This window comes from Agathobacter sp., assembly GCF_977054825.1.
In genome coordinates this window covers 117,986-138,922 of record NZ_CDRTEH010000005.1, presented here as the reverse complement: position 1 = coordinate 138,922, position 20,937 = coordinate 117,986, and the positions used below count along the sequence as shown (strand labels likewise).

Below are 20,937 nucleotides of genomic sequence, written 5' to 3'. Positions count from 1 at the left end.
CCTACTGATTTGTACTGTCTGTATCTGATGATGAATTGCTATCCGACTGTGCCTGTGATGACGCATCCCCTGATGTATCAGCCGACTCACTGCCTGTGCCATCCCCCGATTCAGAGGCAGCACTGTCATCAGCCTTTACATATGTGCAATCTACTGTGAACTGAACCTTTGAAGCACCGGTCTCATCAACCTCCTCCGTGATGGTTGACACATTGGATACCATGATACTCTCAAATGTACGAAGCTGTGCAATCACATCAGCCGCTATATCCTTGCTGCCTGTCTTGATGGTCATCGAAACACCATCAGTCGTAACAGACATATTCACAAGCTTGGCCTCTGACGGAAGCTTCTGCTCCAGCTCATCCACAAAGCCTGTTATCTCATCATTCTTGTTGGATGAAGCGCTCTCAAGAAGCTTGGTCCAGTCATAGTCCTTCTTGGTCTGGTTGTACACATCATATATATTCTGTGCATATGACAAATCAGAGACACGCGCTTTAAGCGTCATATTGTCTGAAGTTAAAACAAGATTTGAAAAAATGCTGTATGCCGTGATACCAACTGCAACTACCACGCACAAACCAAAAATGAGAAGCTGCACTGCAAAAGAAACAGGCTTTTCAGCTTCCTCCCCTGCCGGTACCGGAAGAGGCTTCCCATCTGGACCAACAGGTGGATTTCCCTGCATACCTGCCTGTGCGCCGCCGGGTGGCATAGCACCTGCAGCTGCCCCTGCCATAAGCGGAGCACCGATTCCCTTGTTTTTCCTACTGTCTAATATATCAAGCGGGCTCAGTGAACATCCGACACAGTTAAAATACTCTGCCAGCTTTGCCTCTGCGAGGTTGATGTTCTTTGCCACATGTATGCCGTCAAACTGCTGGAGCGGAACCACCTTGACATTCAGCTCATTGGTCAAAAGCTTTGAGAGTCCACTGAAATCAGCACCTAAGCCAATGAGGAAAATTCTCTCGATAGGAGTATCCGAGTTTCTCGACTGATAGTAGTCTATCACTCGTCCGAGACTGCTTATCAGATTAGAAAGTGCATATGACACATTCAGGCGAAGCTTCTTAAAGCGTTCCGAATCAATCTCATGCCCCATAGGATCCATGACACTGCCTGCAGGCTCATCCGGCACTGTGCCATCAGGCTTTATTGCAAGACAGGTCTTTCTGCGTGCCACATCGACGGCATCGGTAAATGACAGGTACTCTCCGAAAAGCTCACTATCCTGAATCTCCTCGATAGCATCAGCCAGTCCATAATTGACATTGCGCTGCAGCTTTACCATGCTTCCATCCATGATAGTCAGTGTGGTAGAAACCTCATCCACCTTGACAGTCACCTTCACATCTCCCGGAATCTCTCTTCTCATGAGCTGCTTGATGGCATTTCCACTATAGTCAAGAGCTACAAGCTGCAGTCTGCAATCAGCCGCAAGAGCCCCATACGACAAAATAAGATCGTTAGGTACAGCAATAACCGAAAGACGTAATTTCTTTTCTTCCGGTCTGTCAATTTTCTCTATAATCTGATGTACCAGCTTGTACTGGCTCAAATCCACCGGAAAATAATCCGATGCATTCATTGCAATCATTTCCCTAAGCTGCTTTTCCTTAACAAGCGGAAGCTCAATATCTCTGCTTGCTATACGCGCTGAATTTAAAACAAAAACAGCTTTCTTGGTGGCAATCTTCTTTTCCTTAAGCTTACTGTATAAGATAGAACGAAACATCCCATCCGGCTGTACTACTCCATCACTAATCATCCCCGGTGGTGTCGGGAAGCCGAACATATTGTAAATCTTTGGATTTTTTGCTTTGTAATCAATCTCAACTACTCTGGTAAGGTTCTCCCCTATTTCAATGCCGAGTACCCTGTTTGCCATAACCTAATCCTCCATGTTTATCTTTGTTTTACACTGTATACGTCTGTAAAACTTTCATAACTGTACTGAACAGTTACAAACTTTCTATATAAATTTCGGTATATCTGTGCTTTACTCTGCTTTTATCTCACCGTAAGTCATATTGCCTGCGCTTGTGTCAAGCACGCTTTATTATAACACACTTTTCAAAACCCTGCGAGTGCCAAATATGCCGTTATCATTTTCTCACCCCATAGCATCGAAATAAATATTCCGACTGCCAAGTATGGTCCCATCGCAAGCCTGTTGCCTGCGTTTGTTACTTTCATACGAATCAGATGTATCACGGAACCTATGATGCATCCCAGGAAAAATGCTAATGTAATATTCTGCCAGCCTATTGTAAGGCCCGCACACGCCATGAGCTTGACGTCGCCGCCACCTATGGCTCTTCCCCCACTTACAAGAAGGAGGATTTCAAGAAATATGCTGACACAAAAGAATCCTATCACATATTCAGACCAGTTGTCGTGGTCTATAAACACATGCAGGATTCCAAGCACCAGTATAAATATATTGATTCCGAATGGAATTTCATATGTTCTCCAGTCTATCACACTCAAAACTATGAGTGCAGATGTAAGAAAGCAGTAGATGACACTCGTAAGCTCAAGTCCATTTACTGCAAATACTACTATGTATAATATACCGTTTAACGCCTCAATAATAGGGTATTGAGGTGATATCGGTTCTTTGCACTTGCGGCATCTGCCACGAAGAAACAGCCAGCTGAAAACCGGCACCATATCGTACCACGCTAGCTGATACCCGCATCTCATGCAGTGGGACCTTTCGGTCACCACTGTCTCATGCTGCGGTATGCGGTAGATACAGACATTTAGGAAGCTGCCTATAGCTATACCGAATGCAAATATTAAGATGTAGATGGGTATCAGTTCTGTGGTCATGGTTGGTGGTCCTTAAAAAATAGTTTCTAAATTACCCTTGATGTAATTTTTATTATTCATTTTTTGAAATACTCTCTGAATTGTCTGCTTTATAATAACTTGATGAAAGCTTATATGTGATTTTGCCAGAAGCTCCGGTATATGTTATTGTTATTCCATCATTCCAGCCACTACCTTTAAGTTGAGTAGCATCAAGTCCTGATCCAGTCAAGCATTTTTTACCCGTATCCTCTGTGGCGCCAACCGTAACTACTGGTGCAGCAGCTTTTGTCAGTTTTACCGTTACATTATCAGCATTTTCAACATCTGCATAATAAGCTTTTACAGTTGTTGCAATGCTATCAGCATTCTGGATATCTGTAGCCTCTCTTGACTTCTCAACATACTTAATAAGCTGTGGAGCAAGTACACCTACAAGCACTGCCATGATGGCGATTACAACAATAAGCTCTACGAGAGAGAAACCTTTGTTGTTCTTCTGTTTCTTTCCTAACTTTTTAAATACATTCTTTACCATAGTTCTTTTCTCCTTTTCATTATAACATGGTTTTTTGTGCAAAGAGCTGTGCCCTATCAGCATCTCTTTGGTTTGTATGCGCTCATTGTACCATAAATCAAAGCATAATGCAAGTTGTTTTCTAGTACAATAGTATCATTACTGTATAATTTTTTTCGCCTTTTTTAGCAATTTTAACCAAATTTTAACCGATTTATTGCATTTAAATCATATTTTTTCAAAAAAATTATATTTCAGGCTATATTTTGGCACAGTGTGAGGGGCTTCATTCCATGTGCCCGGCTTGCGCACACACTCTCTCGTGAGCGAATAGCGGAGCTGCCTAGATACTGTTGAATTATGCACACTATACACAGAAATGAGCTCCCACGGATGGGAACTCAAGGAGAACCGCGCCACGGAAGGCGCGTTTCGACGTTTTCGTCGAGTATCGTAAATCTTTAAGACATAATTCCTACAGTATCTTGGCTGCGTAGCGTAGCTCACGTGAGAGAGTGTTCACAAGCCATGGCTCATGAGATGAAGCCCCGTCCTACTGCCAGTACCTACAGTTGCTATGCCAGCTTCTTATTTTTCTCAAGAAGCTCATAGATTTTCTCAACGTCATAATCCGGCTTCATTGACAATGCTGCTTCGTAAATTGGAGCGATAACCTCCTCTTTTTCTTCCAGGTCATCTGCTATCTCTGCCACACTCTTGTCCTTTTGCAGCTTTTTTACAATCAGAGAAATTATCTTTTGTCTTTCTCCTAATTCTCTGCCTTCTTCTCTGCCTTCATTTTTCTGTTCTTCCCACGCCTTACACATATCAATCACCTCTTCTTTCTCATCTATGTCTATATCCGTTCCTGCAAACAGGTTGATTGCCTCGACCGTCTCTCTGTCCACCTTGCTAAACTTCTCGTCATTCTGCAGCACTTCCTGCATTTTTTCCTTATCATACGCATTCTTCAGTACCTCGAAAAGCTGCCTGATTGATGTCCTGAATCCGGTAAAGTCTGTTATCTCCCTCGGTGCCAGCAGATTAATCCTGTAATCCGGTATGAATGGCAGAAGCTCCTCATCCACATCACCAAACATATCCGACAGCTTTCTTGGACCATCCCATTCCTTTGTCCCGAGATACACTGTAATCGTAATTACAGGAATCAGCTTATCTTCTTTCGTAAATCCCGAGAGAAATTCATCCGAAGTTGCGGTATCCTTTTCCCTGCGGTGTTTTTTTGCAGTTTCCTTTACCTGATTGCCGTATGCCATGACATCATACAACATGTTTTTTACAGGTATGGCATAGTGTATATCAGACTGATTCTCTACTCCTATCAGTACGACATATGATTTGCCGGTATATTTGATGCTGGCATTTTTGAAGATATCCCTCAGCTTCTGCATCGCTATGGTCTTTTTGTCAAGCCCCAGTGCGGTCAGAACCTCCGTGGTATCCCTTTCCTTAAGGTTTTCCGGCAGGATGACCTCTCTTCCTCCATACAGTATATTGTTGCACAGATCCGCAAACCTGGCATTGTCAGCAAAGTATTCCTTTGCCATTGAGTCTTTTGCGCTCAATCCTTCTCCTCCTGTTCTCTTGTGTGAGCAGGAAAATTTGGTGCCAATGAGGGTACAGTGGTACAGTTTATGAAATATACATGTGCTGTTCTTTTTTATGTTTACATTATGATTAACGCGCTGTATATTTCTGCTGCCTTTTTTGACTGCATTTATCTGTTTCTTACTGCATTTTCTGCATTCCGCCTACATACGGCATTTCAATTTTCCTGCTGTTGATTGGTAAATAAAGCATCGAAAACTTCCATGTCCTTTGTAGAATGATGCGAAGTGGTCTGCCCTCTTCAAAGTGGTGTGCACCTGTAAAAAATTGTTATGTGGTGCCGCTTACAGAAATATAATGCTTTGAGTTGATTGTAGCATAGAGGTGGTGCTTTGTCATCAAATTTTTTCTTTTTTTACCACAGCGTAAGGGGCTTTATCCCATGAGAACGGCTGGTGCACGCTCTCTTGCGTGAGCGAATAGCGAAGCTGCTTAGATACTGTTGAATTATGCACATGATGCACAGAAATGAGCTCCCACGGATGGGAGCTCAAGGAGAACCGCGCCATGGACGGCGCGTTTCGCCGTTTTCGTCAAGCATAGTAAACCTATAAGGCATAATTCCTACAGTATCTTCGCAGCGTAGCGTAGCTCACGTGAGAGAATGTTCACAAGCCATGGCTCATGGGATGAAGCCCCGTCCTACTGACAGTACCTACAGCTGCTATGCCAACTTCTTATTTTTCTCGAGAAGCTCATAGATTTTCTCGACATCATAATCCGGCTTCATTGACAAGGCTGCTTCGTAAATTGGAGCGATAACCTCCTCTTTTTCTTCCAGGTCATCTGCTATTTCTGCCACGCTCTTGTTCTTTTGCAGCTTTTTTACAATCAGAGAAATTATCTTTTGTCTTTCTCCTAATTCTCGGCCTTCTTCTCGGCCTAATTCTCGGCCTTCATTTTTCTGATCTTCCCACGCCTTACACATATCAATCACCTCTTCTTTCTCATCTATGTCTATATCCGTTCCTGCAAACAGGTTGATTGCCTCGACCGTCTCTCTGTCCACCTTGCTAAACTTCTCGTCATTCTGCAGCACTTCCTGCATTTTTTCCTTATCATACGCATTCTTCAGTACCTCGAAAAGCTGCCTGATTGATGTCCTGAATCCGGTAAAGTCTGTTATCTCCCTCGGTGCCAGCAGATTAATCCTGTAATCCGGTATGAATGGCAGAAGCTCCTCATCCACATCACCAAACATATCCGACAGCTTTCTTGGACCATCCCATTCCTTTGTCCCGAGATACACTGTAATCGTAATTACAGGAATCAGCTTATCTTCTTTCGTAAATCCCGAGAGAAATTCATCCGAAGTTGCGGTATCCTTTTCCCTGCGGTGTTTTTTTGCAGTTTCCTTTACCTGATTGCCGTATGCCATGACATCATACAACATGTTTTTTACAGGTATGGCATAGTGTATATCAGACTGATTCTCTACTCCTATCAGTACGACATATGATTTGCCGGTATATTTGATGCTGGCATTTTTGAAGATATCCCTCAGCTTCTGCATCGCTATGGTCTTTTTGTCAAGCCCCAGTGCGGTCAGAACCTCCGTGGTATCCCTTTCCTTAAGGTTTTCCGGCAGGATGACCTCTCTTCCTCCATACAGTATATTGTTGCACAGATCCGCAAACCTGGCATTGTCAGCAAAGTATTCCTTTGCCATTGAGTCTTTTGCGCTCAATCCTTCTCCTCCTGTTCTCTTGTGTGAGCAGGAAAATTTGGTGCCAATGAGGGTACAGTGGTACAGTTTATGAAATATACATGTGCTGTTCTTTTTTATGTTTACATTATGATTAACGCGCTGTATATTTCTGCTGCCTTTTTTGACTGCATTTATCTGTTTCTTACTGCATTTTCTGCATTCCGCCTACATACGGCATTTCAATTTTCCTGCTGTTGATTGGTAAATAAAGCATCGAAAACTTCCATGTCCTTTGTAGAATGATGCGAAGTGGTCTGCCCTCTTCAAAGTGGTGTGCACCTGTAAAAAATTGTTATGTGGTGCCGCTTACAGAAATATAATGCTTTGAGTTGATTGTAGCATAGAGGCTGTGCTTTGTCATCATATTTTTTCTTTTTCTGCCACTGCGTAAGGGGTTCATCCCCTGAGGCCGGCTGGGGCACGCTCTCTCGCGTGAGCGAATAGCGAAGCTGCTTAGATACTGTTGAATTATGCAAATGATACACAGAAATGAGCTCCCACGGATGGGAGCTCAAGGAGAACCGCGCCACGGACGGCGCGTTTCGACGGTTTCGTCGGGCATCATAAAGCTATAATGCATAATTCCTACAGTATCTTGGCAGTGCAGCGTAGCTCACGCGAGAGAATGTGCACCAGCCTGTCTCAGGGAATGAAGCCCCGCCCTACTGTCAGTACCTGCAGCTGCTATGCCAGCTTCTTATTTTTCTCAAGAAGCTCATAGATTTTCTCAACATCATAATCCGGCTTCATTGACAATGCTGCTTCGTAAATTGGAGCGATAACCTCCTCTTTCTCTTCCAGGTCATCTGCTATCTCCGCCACACTCTTGTCCTTTTGCAGCTTTTTTACAACCTGTGAGATTATCTTTTGTCTTTCTCCGATTTCCTTACCTATTTCCTTACCCTCTTCTGTTGCAACCTCTTCCCAGTAATCACTCACATTACACATCTCGCTCATCCTCCCTTCGAGTTCCATGCTCATTTTAAGTCCATAATCTTCTTCAAGTATCTTCTTTTTCTCGATAAACTCTGACTTTGAGAACAGCTCTTCCAGCATTCCTATGAGTTTATTCTTAGACTGCTTTTTATTTTTTGTTGCTCTCGTTCGGACATTTATCAGTGCACCGTTTAGTTTATCAATCTGTGGTATTTTCTTTATTTTACCATAAATCAGGCTGGATTTCATCCCAAATTCGATTATTGAGTCCTCTGATTTTTTCGTATCCATACATATCCATATAGTATATACGGATTTTAAATCATCATAATTCGAATTTACAAACTCCGTTCCCTTCTGTTCAGAAATCATTCTTCCCATGTAATAGGCAATCCTGTTTTCCAACCGGTAGCCCAGCTTTGATTTTTTGCTGCTCTTCTGTGCTTCAATATTGATGATAAATTCTCTTCTTTTTCCATTATAATACAATGGAAATTTGATGTCGTAAATAATTTTTCCATCATCCTCATCAACTGACTCATTATTTACGTTCTGGATTTTAACTCCAAGCCTTTCCGGAAATCTGAGCATTACTGTCGGCTCACCAATACACGGAATTATTTTCTCGACTTCCATTTCCTTAAATTCCGGCACGAGTGCCTGAACTATATAGGCTGCTATCTGCGGATCTGCCAGAATACACTTCACGTAGTCATCGCTGGTTGCCTTGTCCTGCTCTATAGAGCTAAGAGTTCTGGACAAATTTGTCTTCACTTTTCTGTATATCATACACTTCTCCTGTTTTCCACATAAAATCTGTATACACATTTTTTTATAGCCCCATTTTTTGTGCATACATAATTTCAAATGATAATAACCCTTTATATTCCTCAAATAAATGTCTGCCACGCATAGAAACGAATAGACTGGTACTTTAGCTGATATTTATTTTTAACGCACAATCGGATTTGTTGCTGACACAGCATGATAAATCACCGGGTAAAGAACATACCCGAACCATGTATTCGAATTGTAGCCTATTGTGTAACAGTTGTCAATGTATTTTTTGAGGCTCTTTTCCGCACAGTCCTCTGCCACAGTGTAAGGGGTTCATCCCCTGAGACCTGCTGGGGCACGCTCTCTCGCATGAGCGAATAGCGAAGCTGCTTAGATACTGTCGAATTATGCACACGATACACAGAAATGAGCTCCCACGGATGGGAGCTCAAGGAGAACCGCGCCACGGACGGCGCGTTTCGACGGTTTCGTCGGGCATCGTAAAGCTATAAAGCATAATTCCTACAGTATCTTGGCAGTGTAGCGTAGCTCAAGCGAGAGAGTGTGCACCAGCCAGGACTCATGGGATGAAGCCCCGTTCTACCGCCAGTACCTGCACAAAAAAAGCAGCCTTTGAATTTCACACTCAAAGCCTGCTTCTTTTTCATTTTATAAGCTGTCCATAGCCTGATACATGGTAAGCATAGGAGCCATAACGGCTGCCACAAGCACACCAACAATAAGTGCCAGAACAAGGATAATCATAGGCTCAATAGCTGCCATAACTGTCTGGGTAGCCATCTCAACTTCCTCATCATAGTAGTCTGCCAGTCGGGTAAGCATACCCTCGAGATCACCGGTCTCCTCACCGATTTTAGTCATATGTGAAACCATAGGCGGAAACAGTCCGCATGCTGTGATTGGCTCAGACAACGGAACACCCTTACTTACTTCTTCCCTCGCATTTTTCAGAGCCTTTTTGTAAACGGCATTCTTCATGGTGTCAGCAGTGATGCCAAGAGCTTCTATCATCGGAAGTCCTGAGTACACAAGTGTGGAAAGTGTACGCGCGTAGTTGCTGGCTGCTGTCTTGATGTTCAGCTTTCCGAAAATAGGCACCTTTCTGGCGAGATTTCCAAAGAACATCTGGCCGCTTTCAGTCTGCTTGTAAAGCTTGATGGCTATAACAATCGCTGCTATGACAGCAAGCACAATATACCAGTATCCGGTGACGAAATCACTCATCGCAACAACTGCCTTTGTGATGCCCGGAAGCTCTGTGCCCAGGTCATTGAACATTTCTGAGTAGCTCGGTATAACCTTTACAAGCATTACAATAACAACCGCAATAGCTACAATCACAACAATAATCGGATAAACTGCCGCTTTTTTTATCATGCCGTTGAGCTTTGCTGATTTCTCGAAGTGCGCAGACATTCTTTCAAAGGCTACATCAATCTTGCCGGATGCTTCTCCTGCTGCAACCATGCTCACCATGATATCAGGGAAAACATTCGGGTATTTTTTGAGGCCATCCGAGAGAGTCTCACCTTTTTGAATCTCGGCATGAACACCTCTGATAGCCTTGGCCATGACCTTATTTTCAGTCTGATCAGATAGCATGTCCAATGTATCAAGGATAGTAACACCGGCATTGACCATACTGGTGAACTGACGGCAGAATACCGATAAATCTCTCGGCTTTACCTTTCCTCCTACGCTGAATGAGATTTCCTTGGTCAATGCTGTTGCCTTGGTGAGGCTTATGACCATGTTGCCATCCATCTTAAGCTTATTTTTTGCCTCTGCTTCTGACTCGGCTACTATATTTCCTTTTCTTTCTTTTCCGCTCTGGTCTATAATCTGATATGTCCAGTCAGCCACTTTCTTCTCCTCCTTATCCCTATACTGTGCAGCCTCCGGATAAATTAAATCATAATTTATTTAAGACTCCACAACATTATACCATAATAGTAAAATACATACGATTATACTATCAATAGTAAAGGTGCACACGGCTGGCCATGCCTACCGGATCATGTGCATATGCCACCGCTGTCTCCGGTGCTATAAGCCCCTGACTGTAATACTGTAAAATACAGTCATCCATCATCATCATACCCTCTCTCTTTGATGTCTGTATGATAGATGGAATCTGAAATGCTTTCGCCTCACGAATCAAGTTTCTGATGGCATTATTGGCAAGAAGCACCTCAAAGGCTGCAATTCGTCCGCCATTTACCATTGGAAGCAGATGCTGTGCAACAATTCCCTCCAAAACTCCTGAGAGCTGTACTCGTATCTGCTGCTGCTGATGCGGTGGGAAAACATCAATCATACGGTCAATTGCGTCAGATGAACTGTTGGTATGCAGTGTAGAAAATACAAGATGTCCTGTCTCCGCTGCTGTAATAGCTGTAGATATAGTTTCAAGATCTCGCATCTCTCCTACAAGTATTACATCCGGATCCTGTCGCAGTGCAGCTCTTAAAGCTGCAGCATATGAGAGTGTATCCTTTCCAACCTCTCTCTGCGCCACTATTGAGCGTCTCCTTGAGTGCAGGTACTCGATAGGATCTTCAAGCGTGATTATATTTTTGGAATCTCTTGATGCAATGACATCTATAAGACTTGCCAGCGTAGTTGACTTACCACTTCCTGTAGCTCCTGTCACGAGGACTAGTCCTCTCATCTTTGTGGTCAGATTTACAACCGACTGCGGTATGCCAAGCTGCTGTGGTGTTGGCACATCATATGAGAGAATACGAAGTGCTGCCGCATATGAGCCTCTCTGTCTGAACACATTGGCTCTGACTCGTGAAAAGCCTTCCACCGAAAAGGCGAAATCAAGCTCTCCCTTTTCCTTTAGCTCCTCTTTAAGCTCCTGCGGAACAATCGGAGAAAGCAGGTTGTCCGTCTCAACATTGGTGAGTACCTGATTGCCCTGCGGTACAAGTGTTCCGTCAATTCTAAGCATAACCGGATTTCCCGGCGCGATATGTATATCCGATGAATTCTGTTGCTGTGCTGCTTTTAAAATGTCTACTATCTGCATTTTCTTTTCCCCCTTAGTTTTCGAACGTTGTCTTTAACATTTCCTGGTATGAAGTAACTCCTTCAAGTACAAGCTTTTCTGCACTCTGTCTAAGCGTATGCATGCCCTCATCACATGCAGCCTTATTTATGTCCTCGATGTCAACACCCTTTGAAATAAGTGATTTGAGCTTTGGTGTTATGGTCATTATCTCATATATACCGATTCGTCCCTTGTAGCCTGTATTGGCACATTTTTCACAGCCACATGGCTCATAAATCTTTACCGGGCGGAATGCCGGTATATTCATAAAGGCCTTCTCATCCTCTGTCAGCAGATGCTCTCTCTTGCATGCCGGACAGAGCCTTCTTACAAGTCGCTGTGCAATTATTCCCTTTACCGAATCCGCAAGCAGGTAGCTTTCCACTCCCATGTCCTCCAGTCGTGAAATAGTACTTGCCGAGCTGTTGGTATGCAGTGTGCTGACCACAAGATGTCCTGTGATTGAAGCCTGTACTGCAATCTGTGCTGTCTCCTGATCTCGGATCTCACCGATCATAATGATATCCGGATCCTGTCGCAGAATGGAACGAAGTGCTGATGCAAATGTCAGATCCGCCTTGTTATTTACCTGTACCTGGTTGATTCCGTCTATATTGGCCTCGACCGGATCCTCAACCGTGATGATATTTACATCCTCCCTGTTGAGCTCAGAAAGTGCCGTGTATAGTGTGGTTGACTTACCACTTCCTGTAGGTCCTGTAACAAGTATGATGCCGTTTGTATTCATCAGTATATGATCAAAGGCCTTAAGCTCGTCATCCGAAAATCCCAGTTCCTTTTTATCTCTTGTAAGTGCCTTTTTCTGCGCAAGTCGCATAACGCACTTCTCACCGAATACTGTCGGAAGGATTGAAACTCGGATATCATACTCTGTCTTGTCTATCTCCATAGTGATACGGCCGTCCTGTGGCTTACGCTTCTCGGAAATATCCATACCGCCTATGATTTTAAGTCGTGTAATAATTGCAGAAAGCAGATGTATACTATATGCCGCCTTCTCATAAAGCGCACCATCAATTCTGTATCGCACCCTGACTTTGTTTTCCAGTGCCTCTATATGTATATCTGATGCTCTGAGTCTGGCTGCCTGCTCAATGATAGAGTTGACAAGCAGAACGACCGGCGAATTGTTTACATCCTTGCTGGTAGCTTCCTCAGCCTCGGCATTTTTCTGCTCACGCTCTTTTCTCTCCCTCGCATACTCCTGAGCCGCCTTCATGGCCTCTGTATCACCATAATATTTGTCGAGCGTCAAAAGTATGTCTCTGCCTGTTGCTACCGCAGGCTCAGCCTGCAGATTTGTAACGATTGAAAAATCATCAAGCGCCACCATATCCATAGGATCAGCCATGGCCACATGCACTATATTGGCATTATTCTTGTCAAAGGCATATGGTATCATGACATGCTTTCTGAGCACTGTCTCACTGACAAGATTTTGCACCTCCTCAGGTATGTTGATTGCGCTCACATTCACAAGCTCAAGTCCCAGCTGCTGTGACAATGCCTTTGCTATCTCAAGCTCATTGGTGAACCCCAGCTCAATGAGCGTTTCTCCTATCTTCTTATGCCGTTCTTTAGCTATAGGCAGGGCTTTTTCAAGCTGCTCCTGAGTAATTACATTTTCATTTATAAGCATATCACCGATACGCTTTTTCTCACGTCTAAAAGCCATAGTGGCTCCCCCCTCTTTCATCATTTAGTAAAATACTACCATTATGATGGCTGTATTTCAAGGGTATTTATATAAAATATACAATAAATTTAATTAAATACTAAAAAGTAACGATTCCGAGTGCCTGCAACAATAATATAAGCAGGAATGCCGGTGCAATAAATTTAACCATGATTATATAAAGCCCTTTTCTGGTAAATTTGCTGCCTCCGCGTGTCACCTCATCTATTATCACCTTTGGACTTACAATCCAGCCGATGAGGATACATGTAGCAAGTGCGACGATTGGCATGAGCACATTGTTGCTGACATAGTCCATGATATCAAGTATCTGTCCGACTGTTCCGTTTGGAAGCTTAACCTCCATATAGAGCTTATTGTAGCCGAGGCAGACTATTATCTCTGCGATAAGGCCATATACTGTGACCAGAATGGCACTTTTCCTGCGGCTCCAGTGGAATCTGTCTATAAGACTCGATACAATAGCCTCCATAATAGATACAGACGATGTAACTGCCGCAAATGCAACTATCATGAAGAATATCAGGCCTACAATATCTCCTGCTATTCCCATTGCATCAAATACCTTTGGAAGTGATATAAACATAAGCCCCGGTCCTGCTGACATGCCGTCACGACCCATGAATACATATACTGCCGGAATGATCATAAGACCTGCAAGGAATGCAACAAGTGTATCAAAAATCTCTATCTGGTTGATTGAACCCATGAGCTTTGATTCCTTCTTGACATACGAGCCGTATGCAACCATGATTCCCATAGCAACACTGATTGAGTAAAAAAGCTGACCGAGCGCATCAACAAATACTGTGACAAGCTTTTGCATTGTAATCCCCTTGAAATCCGGAATCACATATATCTTAAGTCCCTCAAGACCATTTCTTACTGCGCCCGATGCATCCTTATGGTTGAGCGTCAGTGAGAAAATACCTATAGCAAATATAAGCACAACAAGGATAGGCATAAGCACCTTGCTGAATCGCTCGATACCTTTATTGACTCCGCCAATGACAATAGCTGCTGTCAAAAGCAGATAAACCACTCCAAATATGATCGGTGCCCACTGGCCTGTGATAAAGCCTGTGAAATATCCGTCAGCAACCGCATTCTTGCCGCTTCCTGTAATGAAAAGTGTAAAGTACTTTAAAACCCATCCACCTATAGTACAGTAGTAAGGCAGAATAATAGCCGGTACTGTGCACGCCAGCACACCGATAAACTTGCCCTTTGGATTGATAAGACCATACGCTGTGAGCGGTCCCTGTCCGGTCTTACGGCCTATTGCAATCTCAGTGGTAAGCAATGTAAAACCAAAGGTCAGAACAAGTATCAGATACACCAGCAGAAAAAGTCCTCCTCCGTCCTTTGCTGCCAGATACGGAAACCTCCATATATTTCCAAGTCCTACCGCACTGCCGGCTGCCGCAAGAACGAACCCAATATTGCCGGAAAAAGTGCTTCTTGATTTTTCTTTCATTTTCTAGTGTCTCCTTATATAATTATATAGTTTAATTTCGATTTAATATGGACATTGTTTCCATTTACAAATCTAATATACCTATTATAATCATCCGGAGTACATTTTGCAACGGTTGATATTATTTATTCGAATTTGCAGTGTGGTGGCACATGGCAGATGTCGTGAGTGCTACGCTACACTGTCAAGATACTGTAAGAATTATGCCTCAAAGACTTTCATAACTTGACGAAACCGTCGCTACTCGCCCTCCATGGCTCGATAGCTCCTTGTCCCGGCATCCATGCCGGGACATTTCTGATTTTCATCTGGCATAATTCAACAGTATCTAGACAGCTCCGCTATTCGCTCTCACGACACCTGCCATGTGCCACCACACGTAACGCAAATTCACCACAACATAAGGAACGTAAGCCCCGGGTACCGCTGGCGCACACGTACTCCAGCCGGAGCGCATAGCGAAGCGGCTTAGATACTGTAGAAATTATGCCCACAAGACGCAGAAACGCCCCTGCATGGACGCAGGGGCGAGGAGAACCGCGCCACGGAAGGCGCGTTTCGACGGTTTCGTCAAGCATAGAAAACCATCAAGCATAATTTCGTACAGTATCTTAGCCACATAGCGTAGCGATGGCGGAAGTACGTGTGCGCCCGTGGTACCCGGGGCTTGCGTTCCGTACTAATAAAAGTCCTAAATAAGGTTCTTAATTCCCTCTGTTAAACGCTTTGCAACTCTCACATTGTTCATAGTATAAAGGTGAATTCCCTCCACATCATTAGCTAAAAGCTCAATTATCTGGCTCTCGCAGTAAGACATTCCGGCATCAAAAAGTGCTGCCTTGTTGTCTCCGTATCTGTGTACAATCTTCTGGAACTTCTCAGGGAACTTAGCACCGCACATTGTGACCATTCTCTGAATCTGAGCCGCATTGATACAAGGCATGATGCCCGGGATAACAGGCACATTGATACCTGCAAGCCTGCAGTCCTCAGCGAAATTGAAGAAGGTATCATTGTCAAAGAAGAGCTGTGATAAAAGAAGCTCTGCTCCGGCATCAACCTTTTTCTTAAGATTCTTAATATCCTCTACCTTGTTACCTGCCTCCGGATGGATGTCCGGGTAGCACGCACCTGCGATACAGAACTGATTGCCTGTGGTATCCTTTATGTATTTAATCAAATCGCTTGCATGGAGAAAATCCTCCTTTGCAGGCACATTTGGATTTCTGTCTCCTCTTAAAGCGAGGATATTCTCAATGCCCTCATATGAAAGCTGTCTGGTGAACTCATCTATCTCTGCCTTGTTATAGCACAGACATGTAAGGTGCACTACCGGCTCCACATGGTACTGGTTCTTTATCTTCTTTGCAATTTCTATTGTCTTGTTATTGTTTGAGCTGCCGCCTGCGCCAAAAGTCACACTGATGTACTCAGGATGACAATCACAGAGTATCTCAAGCATCTCGTCGATATTTTTAAAGTCCTCCTCCTTCTTTGGTGGAAAAATCTCAAAAGAAAGTGACTGTGGTTTGTTTGTATGTATCTGTGTAATCTTCATGTTATCCTCCGGTATATATGATCATTTCAGAATTCGTAATAATATAGTCCTTATATTACTGTAGTTTTTTGTCATTGTAAAATATATTTTTCTTCTAGTTTGTCATAAATAAAATCTATATCAAAACTTGCTGAACCTTTGATTTTTTTATATGTGGTGATATAATGAACGAAGCAAATCCAAAAGAGGTACCTTATGAAAAAAATAGATTTCGATAACGACTCGATAAAGAAAAACATATTGCAGGCGGCTCTTCCCATGCTGGTAGCGCAGATTCTAAGCCTGTTGTACAACATAGTGGACCGCATATACATCGCCCGCATACCTGATGTCGGAACTACTGCACTCGGTGCTGTGGGGCTCTGCTTTCCTATTATAATGCTGACAATCGCTTTCTCAAATCTCTTTGGCAGCGGCGGCGCTCCGCTTTTTTCAATAAAAAGAGGCATGAGTGATGACAGGGCCGCAAATACTATAATGAATACCAGCTTTACAATGGTCTGCACATTTGCAGTCATTTTTACAGCTTTGTGCATGATTTTTGCAAAGCCCCTTTTAATACTCTTTGGTGCATCTGAGAATGCACTTAAATATGCTCTCCCATACCTGCTGATTTATCTGCTTGGAACACTCCCATCCATGATTTCAACAGGCATGAATCCATTTATCAACGCTCAGGGCTACTCCACAACAGGCATGCTGTCCGTGGCAATCGGAGCCGTTGCCAATCTGGTTTTGGATCCACTTTTTATATTTGGATTTAATTTTGGCATCAAGGGAGCGGCTATTGCTACAGTCCTTTCACAGACTCTGTCTGCACTTTTTGTGCTTCACTTCCTTAGGAGAAATGCCGAGCTTAAGGTGCGTCTTTTGAATCCTTCTGAATTTAGTGAAAATACACGCTATGCAAAGGATATCATAAGCCTAGGCACCTCCGGCTGTGTCATGCAGCTCACCAACAGTCTGGTATCTATATGCTGCAACAATGTGCTTTCAGTGACCGGTGGCGATTTGTACATATCGGTAATGACCATCGTATCAAGCATCAGGCAGATGGTAGAGACTCCAATTTATGCTATCGTGGAGGGTTCGTCTCCTGTTTTAAGCTACAACTATGGCGCCAAAAGGCCTGCCCGGGTGAGAAAATCCATTTTCACTATGGGACTGCTCGTGCTTCTGTACACAGCTATCATGTGGAGCGTAATCATACTTGCTCCGCATGCCCTGATTGCAATTTTCAGCTCCGATGCCACACTCATGGATGATGCGGTAAAGGCTTTAAATATCTACTTTGCGGCATTCATATTTATGGATCTGCAGTACATCGGACAGACCACCTTCAAATCACTTAACAAAAAGAAGCGGGCTATATTTTTCTCCCTGCTTCGCAAGGTGTTCATCGTTGTACCGCTGACATATATTCTGCCATACTCCTTTGGCATGGGAACGGACGGTGTGTTTATGGCAGAGCCTGTATCAAACGTGATTGGCGGAAGCATCTGCTTTGTAACCATGCTTAGTACAGTACTGCCGGAGCTTCGCAAAATGGAGCAGTAATTACAGCATCTCATCAATACAGATGCCATAGCCTCCTGTCGGATCATCGACAAACACATGGGTGACTGCTCCTATTATTTTGCCATCCTGTATGATTGGGCTTCCGGATGTGCCCTGCACTATTCCACCGGAAAGCTCTATCAGCCTTTCGTCTGTCACCTTAAGCTCCATTCCCTTATTGGTATCTGTTGCCTTTTTGTCTATATTTGTTATTTCCAGATTATATTTTTCCAGTTTTCCCGATATTTCCGATATCATCTGTGCACTGCCTGTGTGTATCTCATCCTTGTCTGCAACCGGATAATACGTATCCTCTGCGGCATATTCCGACAATTCATCACTGTCAAGCTGTCCGTAAATTCCCAGATTACTATTGCAGTCAAGTGTGCCTATATGACTTTTTTTGCCAAAATACACCACTCCGCCTATCTCTCCCGGCGTGCCTGCCTTTCCCTTTTTGATTTTGGTAAGCTTCATGCTGTACAAATCACCGCTGTTTGCATACAAGAGATTGCCGCTTTGTGTTCCGTCTCCTATTCCATGTCCCAGCGCACCAAAACGACCGTCCTTTGTATAATAAGTGATAGTACCGATTCCCGCCAGATCATCCTTCACCCATATTCCCATGTAGTATCTGCCATCGTCCATCCTGACAGGCGCGATATCCGCTGACATTTCTTCACCGCCTCTAAGAAATTTGATGTTTACGGTACTTTTATCTTCATTACTTTCATCATACTGCTTCATGATATCATTCACAGCCTCAGAAAGCTCCTCCTTGTCTGCCACAGTGCGCCCATTGACAGACATGATATAATCACCGCACTTCACCTTTTTATCTGCCGGATTGACTTTTTTGCCATCCTCGTTCGTCACCTCTGTCGTATTCACTACAAGCACTCCCTCTGTCTGCTCATATATACCGGTCAGTCTGCCGCAGGCATATACACCCTCAACGCCTGTGCTATCACATATTTTTCCGGTCTCTTGATAATCACTGTCAGTAGCTCTGTCAGTTGATGCTGTATCTGCTGTCTGTCCTATGACTTGTCCTGTTCCACCATTTCCGTCATTTCCACCATTCTCGCCCGAATCAGCCGATACACTCGCCGTCTGTCCTGAAAGACCGGTCGCATATCTCCCATAGTCTCCCTTTGATTCGCTTAAAAAACTGCCTAAAACACTCTCATCAAATGCCTTATCTACCCTGCTGCACCACTTATCATCACTGCTTAGCGCAAACATAGCTATCACTGCTGCCGCCAGAGTGACACTCACAAATTTTCCAAAAAACTTCCGCATACTGTTACCTCCATTTTGGTTAGTATGCGCCTGTCATTTTTCTTTTATTCTTTTATTATCTTATTATCTCATTGTAACTATTCCAATCATTTTGAGAAAAAACGATATAGTTTGACAGCTTAGGTGTTTTCCTATATAATTTCGTTATATTTATATGTTTATTATAAATTTCATATATAATTTCCATATTGTCAGTTACAAATAAATACAGCAATTGCTTTACAATTCTTAAATCACCATTTAATAAAGGAGGGATTTCATGAATACATACCTGCTAATCACATCAATAGTCATCTTCCTATGTATCCTGCTAAACCGTGTCTCAAACCGCATAGGTATTCCGGCGCTCTTAGCCTTTATCGTGCTCGGCATGCTCTTTGGCTCTGACGGCATCATGAAGATAGATTTCGATAATTATGCGTTTGCCGAACAGATATGCTCTACCGCCCTTATTTTTATCATGTTCTACGGTGGCTTTGGCACCAACTGGCAGCGTGCAAAGGCTGTTGCCGTTAAGTCTGTGCTTTTGTCCACCATCGGTGTTATTATCACATGCTTTCTCACAGGGCTGTTCTGTCGCTTTGCCCTTAATATGAGCTGGGAAATAAGCTTTCTCCTCGGTGCGCTGATTTCATCAACTGATGCGGCGAGCGTTTTCTCCATACTGCGTTCGAAAAAGCTGAATCTGAAATACAATACTGCCTCTCTTCTTGAAGTGGAAAGCGGTAGTAATGACCCATGTGCCTATATGCTCACAGTTGCTTTTATAGCCGTATCCCAGGGTAGCGCAAGCGCGGGAAATATTGCCATACTCATAGTAAAGCAGCTTGCCTTCGGCATAATCTTCGGCATCCTGATTGCAAAGCTTTCCATCATGCTCCTTCGATATATATGCTTCAAAAGCGCAGGGTTTGATGCGATTTTCATGGTGGGAATTGCTCTGATATCGTATGCCCTGCCTGCTTACTTTGACGGAAACGGCTTCTTAAGTGCCTATATAGTCGGCATTATACTCGGTAACACAGAAATAGAAAATAAAAAGAATCTGGTGAATTTCTTTGATGGCATAACGGGACTCATGCAGATGCTTATTTTCTTTCTACTTGGTCTGCTTTCTTTCCCATCAAAGCTGCCACACGTCATAGTACCGGCACTTTTAATATTTATGTGGCTGACCTTTGTGGCAAGACCTCTTTCTGTCGCACTTGTGCTCACACCATTTCACAGCAAAATAAAACAGCAGCTGCTTGTCTCATGGTCCGGCTTAAGAGGAGCTGCATCCATAGTGTTTTCCATCATGGCATATACCGTCACCAATGATGACCTCGACACATTCCACATAATATTTATGATAGTACTTTTTTCAATACTGCTTCAAGGCTCAATGCTTCCATGGATATCACGAAAGCTTGACATGCTTGATAAAACAGCCGATGTAATGAAGACCTTCAATGATTACTCCGAGGAAGCAGACATCCAGTTCATACAGCTTACCATACCGGAAAATCATCTGTGGTGCGGCCACAAGCTAAAGGACCTGACGCTGCCTCCTGAGACACTGATTGTGCTTATACGAAGAGGTGAGCAGAATATAATACCGGACGGTGAAACAATAATTCTGCAAAATGATGTGCTCGTGCTTAGTGCCATCACACCTGATGAGGTGCATGGTATAAGGCTGGTGGAAAAAATAATAGAAAAAGACAGCAGATATAATAATAAACTGCTGTCTGAAATATCAAAAAAACACAATGAGATTATAATAATGATCCAAAGAAACGGGCAGGTAATCATCCCAAACGGAAACGTACGGCTGACCACCGGTGATATACTGGTAATCAACCGCGCCGTAAACTGATAATG

At 43.4% G+C, this 20,937-nt stretch carries 14 protein-coding genes; 2 read left to right on the top strand and 12 right to left on the bottom strand.

Annotated elements, in window-relative coordinates; genetic code table 11:
• Position 1 precedes the first annotated feature (1 nt).
• The 11 genes from pilM to metF all read right to left on the bottom strand — a co-directional run bounded on the left by pilM (position 2) and on the right by metF (position 16,215).
• Positions 2-1,894, bottom strand: coding sequence for a pilus assembly protein PilM (gene pilM, locus ACW6PM_RS07095; protein ID WP_456056687.1), 1,893 nt, complete (start codon positions 1,892-1,894; stop codon positions 2-4).
• 185 nt (positions 1,895-2,079) lie between these two features.
• Positions 2,080-2,841 (bottom strand): prepilin peptidase, encoded by a 762-nt coding sequence (locus ACW6PM_RS07090; protein ID WP_456056686.1) that lies wholly within the window; start codon positions 2,839-2,841, stop codon positions 2,080-2,082.
• 52 nt (positions 2,842-2,893) lie between these two features.
• Complete coding sequence (locus ACW6PM_RS07085; RefSeq protein ID WP_456056685.1) at positions 2,894-3,358, bottom strand: type II secretion system protein; 465 nt, start codon at positions 3,356-3,358, stop codon at positions 2,894-2,896.
• A gap of 554 nt (positions 3,359-3,912) precedes the next feature.
• The gene (locus tag ACW6PM_RS07080) at positions 3,913-4,923 is read right to left on the bottom strand and encodes an Rpn family recombination-promoting nuclease/putative transposase (RefSeq protein ID WP_456056684.1); all 1,011 of its coding nucleotides are present in this window, start codon (positions 4,921-4,923) and stop codon (positions 3,913-3,915) included.
• Between the two features lie 707 nt (positions 4,924-5,630).
• Complete coding sequence (locus tag ACW6PM_RS07075) at positions 5,631-6,653, bottom strand: Rpn family recombination-promoting nuclease/putative transposase (protein ID WP_456056683.1); 1,023 nt, start codon at positions 6,651-6,653, stop codon at positions 5,631-5,633.
• 705 nt (positions 6,654-7,358) lie between these two features.
• Entirely contained in the window at positions 7,359-8,399 is a 1,041-nt protein-coding gene (locus ACW6PM_RS07070) for a hypothetical protein (RefSeq protein WP_456056682.1), read from the bottom strand.
• Positions 8,400-9,056: 657 nt separating this feature from the next.
• Positions 9,057-10,271, bottom strand: a complete 1,215-nt coding sequence (locus ACW6PM_RS07065; RefSeq protein WP_456056681.1) for a type II secretion system F family protein — start codon at positions 10,269-10,271, stop codon at positions 9,057-9,059.
• A gap of 112 nt (positions 10,272-10,383) precedes the next feature.
• Positions 10,384-11,442 carry a type IV pilus twitching motility protein PilT gene (locus tag ACW6PM_RS07060; protein WP_456056680.1) on the bottom strand — a complete coding sequence of 353 codons (1,059 nt, stop codon included), beginning with the start codon at positions 11,440-11,442 and terminating at the stop codon, positions 10,384-10,386.
• Positions 11,443-11,455: 13 nt separating this feature from the next.
• Positions 11,456-13,159, bottom strand: a complete 1,704-nt coding sequence (locus ACW6PM_RS07055; protein ID WP_308650001.1) for a GspE/PulE family protein — start codon at positions 13,157-13,159, stop codon at positions 11,456-11,458.
• Between the two features lie 100 nt (positions 13,160-13,259).
• Positions 13,260-14,657 carry a sodium-dependent transporter gene (locus ACW6PM_RS07050; RefSeq protein WP_456056679.1) on the bottom strand — a complete coding sequence of 466 codons (1,398 nt, stop codon included), beginning with the start codon at positions 14,655-14,657 and terminating at the stop codon, positions 13,260-13,262.
• Positions 14,658-15,348: 691 nt separating this feature from the next.
• Positions 15,349-16,215 carry a methylenetetrahydrofolate reductase [NAD(P)H] gene (gene metF / locus ACW6PM_RS07045; RefSeq protein ID WP_456056678.1) on the bottom strand — a complete coding sequence of 289 codons (867 nt, stop codon included), beginning with the start codon at positions 16,213-16,215 and terminating at the stop codon, positions 15,349-15,351.
• Between the two features lie 195 nt (positions 16,216-16,410).
• Here metF and ACW6PM_RS07040 point away from each other — a divergent pair, with 195 nt between their 5' ends.
• Positions 16,411-17,772 (top strand): MATE family efflux transporter, encoded by a 1,362-nt coding sequence (locus tag ACW6PM_RS07040; RefSeq protein WP_456056677.1) that lies wholly within the window; start codon positions 16,411-16,413, stop codon positions 17,770-17,772.
• Here the strand turns inward: ACW6PM_RS07040 and ACW6PM_RS07035 are convergent, their stop codons facing one another.
• A complete protein-coding gene (locus tag ACW6PM_RS07035) occupies positions 17,773-19,074 on the bottom strand; it encodes a SpoIVB peptidase S55 domain-containing protein (RefSeq protein WP_456056676.1) in 1,302 nt (433 codons plus the stop codon).
• 259 nt (positions 19,075-19,333) lie between these two features.
• Between ACW6PM_RS07035 and ACW6PM_RS07030 the strand changes: the two genes are divergently transcribed.
• Entirely contained in the window at positions 19,334-20,932 is a 1,599-nt protein-coding gene (locus ACW6PM_RS07030) for a potassium/proton antiporter (RefSeq protein WP_456056675.1), read from the top strand.
• The last annotated feature ends 5 nt before the right edge of the window (positions 20,933-20,937 follow it).